Source organism: Streptomyces acidicola, from assembly GCF_009377235.1.
Lineage (GTDB): Bacteria > Actinomycetota > Actinomycetes > Streptomycetales > Streptomycetaceae > Streptomyces > Streptomyces acidicola.
Genome location: NZ_VMNX01000357.1, coordinates 1 through 7024, shown reverse-complemented (window position 1 = coordinate 7024; position 7024 = coordinate 1). Strand labels below are relative to the sequence as shown.

General features: G+C 68.5%; 10 protein-coding genes. 6 read left to right on the top strand and 4 right to left on the bottom strand.

Annotated features, from left to right (window positions below):
* Positions 1–184: 184 nt before the first annotated feature.
* Entirely contained in the window at positions 185–910 is a 726-nt protein-coding gene (locus tag FPZ41_RS43480) for a trypsin-like serine peptidase (protein ID WP_152870066.1), read from the bottom strand.
* An 82-nt stretch (positions 911–992) separates the two neighbouring features.
* Positions 993–1415: an ATP-binding protein gene (locus FPZ41_RS43475; protein ID WP_152870065.1), complete on the bottom strand. Its 423-nt coding sequence runs from the start codon at positions 1413–1415 to the stop codon at positions 993–995.
* Positions 1416–1558: 143 nt separating this feature from the next.
* Between FPZ41_RS43475 and FPZ41_RS43470 the strand changes: the two genes are divergently transcribed.
* From FPZ41_RS43470 to FPZ41_RS43460, 3 genes are read left to right on the top strand one after another with little or no spacing between them, the layout of a single operon-like run.
* Positions 1559–2407 (top strand): helix-turn-helix domain-containing protein, encoded by an 849-nt coding sequence (locus FPZ41_RS43470; RefSeq protein WP_152870063.1) that lies wholly within the window; start codon positions 1559–1561, stop codon positions 2405–2407.
* 11 nt (positions 2408–2418) lie between these two features.
* The gene (locus tag FPZ41_RS43465) at positions 2419–2622 is read left to right on the top strand and encodes a DUF397 domain-containing protein (protein WP_322621481.1); all 204 of its coding nucleotides are present in this window, start codon (positions 2419–2421) and stop codon (positions 2620–2622) included.
* Positions 2615–2878 carry a DUF397 domain-containing protein gene (locus FPZ41_RS43460; protein ID WP_131572018.1) on the top strand — a complete coding sequence of 88 codons (264 nt, stop codon included), beginning with the start codon at positions 2615–2617 and terminating at the stop codon, positions 2876–2878. Before FPZ41_RS43465 ends, FPZ41_RS43460 begins: the two co-directional genes overlap by 8 nt.
* A gap of 71 nt (positions 2879–2949) precedes the next feature.
* Here the strand turns inward: FPZ41_RS43460 and FPZ41_RS43455 are convergent, their stop codons facing one another.
* A complete protein-coding gene (locus FPZ41_RS43455; RefSeq protein WP_152870061.1) occupies positions 2950–3591 on the bottom strand; it encodes an SRPBCC family protein in 642 nt (213 codons plus the stop codon).
* Entirely contained in the window at positions 3588–3965 is a 378-nt protein-coding gene (locus FPZ41_RS43450) for an ArsR/SmtB family transcription factor (RefSeq protein ID WP_152870059.1), read from the bottom strand. Before FPZ41_RS43450 ends, FPZ41_RS43455 begins: the two co-directional genes overlap by 4 nt.
* A gap of 518 nt (positions 3966–4483) precedes the next feature.
* Here FPZ41_RS43450 and FPZ41_RS43445 point away from each other — a divergent pair.
* From FPZ41_RS43445 to FPZ41_RS43435, 3 genes are all read left to right on the top strand, one after another.
* Positions 4484–4792, top strand: coding sequence for a hypothetical protein (locus FPZ41_RS43445; RefSeq protein WP_131572015.1), 309 nt, complete (start codon positions 4484–4486; stop codon positions 4790–4792).
* 213 nt (positions 4793–5005) lie between these two features.
* A complete protein-coding gene (locus FPZ41_RS43440) occupies positions 5006–5869 on the top strand; it encodes a hypothetical protein (protein WP_152870057.1) in 864 nt (287 codons plus the stop codon).
* Positions 5859–7024 (top strand): hypothetical protein (locus tag FPZ41_RS43435; RefSeq protein WP_152870056.1); only part of this gene is annotated, 1166 nt, incomplete at its 3' end. The genes FPZ41_RS43440 and FPZ41_RS43435, both read left to right, overlap by 11 nt.

Below are 7024 nucleotides of genomic sequence, written 5' to 3'. Positions count from 1 at the left end.
CCGCCCGCCAGACTCCCTGCGGTCATGTAGACGCCGACGACGAGCAGCAGGACGAAGCTGAGACCGGCGCCGCACAGGGCGATCCCCACGATCCATGCCTTACGCACCGTCAACCGCCCCTCGCTGCCCGGCACTCGCATTCCACCGACAGAAGTGTAGAGGCGGCCCGGCGATCACGGAATGATCACTCGCCATCGGCGGCGCGATACAGCCGGACTGCCTCCTCCCCGAACACCACGCTGTACGAAATGTCATCCGTGGCCCCGCCCTCCTCGTGCCCACCGAGCACCCCGACGACCTGTCCGTCCCCGTTCACCCAGGGGCTCCCACTGGTCCCGCCGGAGAAGCCGGGGCATGCGATGCGCTGCTGGGTGGAGTTGTGGGCTGTCGGCTTGTTCGTGCAAGTGATGGGCGTCGAGCCGGACTTGGCGTACCCGGTCACGGTGACCGCGGTGGCTCCGGTGGCCCGATGGGATGCGAACACGTTCCCCCCGACCACGTCCTGCACCCCCCGCCCGTCCTTCCGGTCCACCCGAGCGAAGGCGACGTCACTGTCCTCGCCCCGCTCCCCGCCGTCCCACCGGCCCGGCACGTACGTCTTCCCGACCTTCCAGACCCCGTACGGCGCCTTCCCGTCCCGGTACCCGGGCACGAAAACGAGATCTCCGCCCCCGTCGAGACAGTGCGCGGCGGTGACGACGAGGTCATGCCCCTTGCTCCGCACCACGGAGCCCGTACAGAAGTGCCCGCCGCTCGGCCCGCCCCGGAAGATCGCCCCCACGCGCGCGGTGGCGGCACTCGCCGGGGCGTCGGCGGTCACCCCGAAGGGCCCCGGCCCGTCGTCGGCGACGGCGAGGGACGAGGAGGTGACGGTCAGCAGCACGACGGCACCCAGCAGGGATATACGCATCAGACCCAGGTTGCCCCACGAGCGTGAGAATGCACCTCGGGCCACTCTGAGAATTGCCTGTGAACGGGGTGCGGGCGGACTGCTACACCACGGCCCACAGCAGCTTCCCGCCCGTGGAGGCACCCCGTTCCCGCAACACGGACACTCCGAGCGAGTCCGCACACGCCCGTACGAGATGCAGTCCGCGACCATGTTCGGCCTCTTGTTCGAGTACGACGGGCGGAGCACCCTCCTTGAAGGCGTCGGGCACGGTCGGATCGTCGTCCCACACTGCAACCACGAGCCGGTCGGGCCCCATGGACTGGATCCGCAGGGCGTACGGCCCCTCCGTGTGCGCGTGGGCGTTGGTGAGCAGCTCGGAGGCCAGCAGTTCGGCGGTGGGGGTGAGCTGGGTGAGGTCGTGGGCGGCAAGCGCGGTACGGAGCGTGGCTCGGGCGACGCCGGGGGCCCGGAGGTCTCGGGGGAGGTGGAGGGTGTAGTTCCAGGACGGGGATACGGTGGCCATGGAAGTCTCCGGTCACAGAGGGGAGTTGGGCGGTCACTAAGACCGTAGCGTCAAGTTGTAAGGTGTTAGACCAGAGAGCTCGAAGTGCTTCAGTATTCATGCGTGTGGGTGACACAGCTGGCCGGAGGAGAACCACATTGGCCATGAGAGGCACCCCAACCGGTCGTCAACTCCGGCTGGGTACGGAACTCCGCAAGATGCGCGAGCGAGCGGGCCTGAGCTCTACGCAGGCCGCGCAGCTCCTCGGCATCAAGCAGAACCAGGTCAGCAACATCGAAGCCGGCCGCCACGGGGTGAGCTCCGAGCGGCTGCGCACGATCGCCTGTCATTACGACTGCCCGGACAAGGAACTCGTCGTGGCGCTCACGGCCATGTCCCCGGACCGCAAGCGAGGCTGGTGGGAGGAATACCGCGAGCTGCTCCCCGGTCCGCTTCTCGACCTGGCCGAGCTGGAGCATCACGCCCGGTCGCTGCGCGACTCCACCACAGCACGCATCCCCGGCCTGCTCCAGACGCGCGAGTACGCCCTTGAGATCTTCCGCCAGGCGGTCACCGAACTCTCACCGCCCGACATCGAGCACCGCCTCTCGTTCCGCATCAAGCGGCAGGCGATCCTCTACCGCGCGGACAACCCGACCCCCTATGAGGCGATCGTCCACGAGGCTGCCCTACGGATGAAGGTCGGCGGCGCCACGGTTGCCCGGCAGCAGCTGCAGCACCTGCTCGACATGAGCGAGCGAGACCACATCACCCTGCGCGCCATCACCTTCGACGCCGGCGCCTACCCGGGCTCCGGGCAGTCGATCCACTACGCGTACGGCCCGGTACCGCAGCTGGACACCGTCTATCTCGACCAGGCTCACGGCCTCGCGTTCCTCGATGCCGAGGCACAGTTGCACAAGTACCGCACACTGTTCGACCGGATCGGCACTGTCGCGCTCGCCCCGGAGAAGACCCGGGACCTCATCCACAACGTGATGCGAGAGCTGTGAAGGGAACACCCATGAACCCAATGAACCCACGTTGGCAGAAGTCGTCGTACTGCTCCGAGGGCGCCTCCTGCGTCCACGTAGCAGCGACCCCCGGCACGATCCATCTCACCGAAAGCGGCGACCCCGGCGGCGCCATACTCAAGGCCACCCCGGCCGCCTTCAACGCCTTCCTCGCCCTCCTCACCACCCTCAAGAAGGACACGGCCCGTGACTGACATCCCCACCGACCTCGACTGGATCCGGGCCGCCCCCGAGAACGCGACCGGCCCCGGCCCCTGGATCGAGATCGCCTTCACCGAGAGCGAGGACCCCGAGGCGCCCGTCTACATCCGTGAGACCAGCGACCCGGACAACGTCGTGACGACCAACCGCCGGAAGTGGGACGCCTTCGTACTGGGCGTACAGGCGGGCGAGTTCGACCACTTCGTGGAGGGGGTCGAACTCGACCTCGACCCCGCTCCGGAGAAATGACCTGACCGGACGTTGCCGCCGGGCCGCGAGACCCGGGCGGCAACGTCCGTCCGGGGTGCCGAGCCGCCCGCTCAGCCCTCCTCCGCACCGGTGTAGGCCGCCGTCGTCCGGTCCGCCTTCGCGCGGGCCACGGCCGGGTCCTCCCCGGCCGCCACGAACGCCTCGTACCACCCGTCGCTGCTCAGCGCCACGAAGCGGCGGCCCTCCTCGCTGCCGACCCAGGCCATGCCCTCTTGCGGGTCCGCGGGCGCCCCGGTCGAGAGGTGGAGGGTCAGACCCACGAGGCCCAGCTCCCAGCCGACGCCGACCGCGCCGGGGCCGAACTCCGCCCAGCGGGCGTCATCCTCCACGTGCATGATGTGGTCGAGCTCGAAGCGGGTGCCGCCCTCGGGGGCCTCGGTCAGCCGGAGCTCGATCCAGCTGACGTTCTCGTCGTACTCCCAGGTCGCGCTGAAGCCCTTGGGCGGATCACAGCGCTCGACCGTGCCCCCCGCGTTGCCCTGAAGCTGGTAGCGCCCGCCGAGGCGCAGCTCGCCGGAGACGGGCAGGAACCAGCGGGGGATGCGCTCGGGGTTGGTGCAGGCGTCCCACACGTCCTCGACGGTCGAGTTGTACGTCTGACTCAGGGTCACCACACGTGCCTCGCCCGCCTTGAAGACACGGGAGCCGACCTTGCGCTGTACGGCGTTGATCTGGTGGGTCACGTCGATCATGGGGTTCCTCTCACATCCTGGGGGGGCTCGCCCGAACCGGAGTCGCGCAACCGGCGCTCACGCTTGCCCCGCGCCAACTCCGTGGCCAGGGCGTCCAGATGCGGGGTCCAGAAACGGCGGAAGCGGTCGAGCCAGACGTCTATGTCACGCAACGGCTCCGAGTTCACGGCGTACAGACGCCGCGTCCCTTCCGGGCGCACGGTCGCGAAACCGTTCTCCCGCAGCACCTTCAGATGCTGCGAGACGCCGGGCTGCGATATCCCGAACTCCGCCCTGATGACCTCGGAAACCGAGCCTGACGTCCTCTCACCCTCGGCCAGCAGCTCCAGAATCCGCCGCCGTACGGGGTCTCCGAGCACTTCGAACGCGTGCATGAAGGCAACGTATCATCGCTCACTTATATAAGCGAGCACTAATAAAAACGGCCGACACACACGTCCCACAAGCCGATCATTCGCGTCAAAGTTGCGATCGCGACCCGCTCAGTTCCGGCCAAAGCCCGCGCCCCACGCCACCCCGCACGCGCACCCCACACCCGCATCCGGCACACTCGAACCCCGACGGACCTCACCGGACCCCAATGGACCCCGACAGCCCCCGACCGCGCGGCGCGAAGGGTGACCAACGACGGAACCACACACAGGTTCCGCTGCGACCTCATTGCTCGGCGTAAACTGCCGTGATACACAGAGTGACGCTATGACCCGTCACCCACCGTTTCACGCCGCCCATGAGTGGTCAGCGCGGGCCGGGGGCAAGGGATTCGTACGAAACCCGCCAACCAATGACGCCAAGTCGACATACGACAGCGGATTTGTCGGCGAGAATGGGCCCGACCTCTGCGCACCCGTGTCAGAGGGTGCAGAACTACCCGCTAGGGGCGGTGACTTACATGTTCGTTGCGGCCGAAAAGGGCGACATCACCACCATCATCGGCGGAATTGCCCCCGACTGGGGCCCCTTCGGCAGTCTGGGCAACGAGGCGCGCGTGATGATCGAGGTCGTGATGGCGATCGCCATCCTCCTCTGCCTCGGCATCGCGATCTGGGGCGCGGCGAAGCAGCGCATCGGTGCGACGGCTCTCCGCGACACCTTCAGCGCGGAACAGGGCAAGGGCCTCATCGTCGCGGGCCTCACCGGTGTCTTCATCATCGGTTCACTGGGCACGCTCTTCACCATCGTGTACGGCATGGCCGTGTAGCGCGCGCCGCGCGGCCGCCCGCCGGACGCGTGGCACATCCTGTCGTGTCGTGCCCCACTGACCCCACCCGTCCGTCGCGCCCACCGGCTGAGGTTGCGTTCCCCTGATGTCCCTGATGTCGAGTCTCCACACCGCGCCCGCGCGGGAACCAGCACGGCTACCGTCGTACTGTCATGCGTTTCCGTCCGTACGAGGTCGAGGGGGCTACGCGGCATGAGTCTCGGTGACGACGGTTACGGCGACTCCGGCTCACGGGGCGGCGACGGCGGGGCGTACGGCGGTACGGGCCAGACCCGCACCCGGCTGCCCGAACAGGCAGGCGGCAGTGGGGTGTACGGGGGCGCCCGGCGCGGGCGTCCGTCGTCGTCCCGCAGCCTTGTGACCGTCGTGGGCGTGGTCGTCCTGCTCATCGCCGCCATCGCCTTCGCCAACCGCGGCGGGGGCGACGACTCCACGGACGCGGCGTCGTCCGGCGACAAGGCGAAGAGCGCGGCGACGGCCCCGTCAGGGGAGCAGCCGGTGGGGATCAAGACCGGAGGGATTCCGTCCGGGTTCGCGCACAGTGAGCAGGGCGCCGAGTCGGCGGCCGCGAACTACGCGATGGTGCTGGTCTCGGCCGACATCCTCAAGCCCGCGCGGCGTACCGAGATCGTCAGTCAGGTGTTCGACGCCGACAAGGCCTCCGAGCTGGCGAGCAACCTCGACCAGGTGTACAACAAGTCGTTCCTGGACAAGGTCGGCCTGGACGAGAACGGCGACGCCCCGAAGGGCACCACGTACGTCTCACGCACGATGCCGGTCGGCACCAGAGCCACCGAGCACTCGGACACCGCCGCCACCGTCGAGGTCTGGTGCACGGGAGTGTTCGGGATGACGGGCGAGAACTCGGCCAATCCGGTCACCAGCGACTGGTTCACCCTGACCCTCGGGTTGCGCTGGACCGACGGCGACTGGAAGGTCGGCAGCTTCTCCCAGAAGGAAGGCCCCGCACCGGTCAACGGCGACAACAGGGTGTCGACGTCGGACGAGATCTCGAAGGCAGTCGAGGAGTACGGAGGGTTCACGTATGCCCGGTAGCCCACGCCGCGTACTCAAGGTCGTCGCGACCCTCACAGCCGCACAGACCGCCGTGGTCCTGCTCGCCACGCGGGCGTTCGCGGAGCCCACACCCTCGCCCTCGTCGGACGACGGCAACTGCTCCCTGCTCTCCGGCCAGGCCAGGGACGTCTGCGAAGGCGACACCGGCGCAGGCAGCCGCAACGGCCCCAACACCCCCGACGTATCCAACCCCCTCGACCCCCTCGCCTCGCTGGCCAAGGGCTGCGCCGACGCCGCCTCCTGGACCATCGACAAGCTCTCCGACGCCGTCGAGCAGACCGCGAACGTCGACTTCACGAACCCGACGTTCCTCCAGCAGTACGCCGTGGTCTTCGCGGCCTCCACGATCCTCACCCTCCTCCTCTGGCTGCTCGCGGTGGCCAAGCGAGCCGTACGAGGAGTTCCGCTCACCACGGCCATCTCCGAAGCGATCGGCTTCCTCTGGCTGACGGTCCTCGCCTCGGCCTTCACCCCGCTGATCCTGTACACCGTCGTCTCGGCGACCGACGGCGTCTCAGAAGTCCTGGCCAAGGCCACCGGCGACCAGACCGACACCTTCTTCGGCAACTTCTCCAGCGCCCTGGACAAGGGCGAGGACATCGGCGGCGGGCCCATCATGCTCATCGTCGTGTCGCTGGTCTCGATCCTCGCCGCGGGCGTCCTGTGGCTGGAGCTGGTGATAAGGGCCGCGCTGCTGTACGTCGGCGCGCTCCTGGGCACCGTCGTCTACGCCGGACTCGTCGACAAGAACCTGTGGGGCCACGTCCGCCGCTGGGCGGGCATCATGATCGCGGTGATCCTGGTCAAGCCGGTCATCGTGATCGTCCTCGGGCTCGCCGGCGCGCTGGCCGGCGAGGACGGGCCCGACGCCTTCTCCGCGGTCGTCTCCGGCCTGTCCATCATCCTGCTGGCCATCTTCGCGTCCGCGATGATCTACCGTTTCGTCCCGGGCTTCGGCGACGAGATCGCGAACTCCCGCAACAACCGCATCATGCAGGGCGCAGAGGGCAAGGCCGCGGCCGTCATCAGCTCCCCGGCCACCCTCGTGGCCCAGGGCATCAAGACCCACAGCAGCCGGGCGGACAACAACGGCGGCGGAGGCCAGGCCTCCGCCCCCCGCCCCTCCAACCCCTG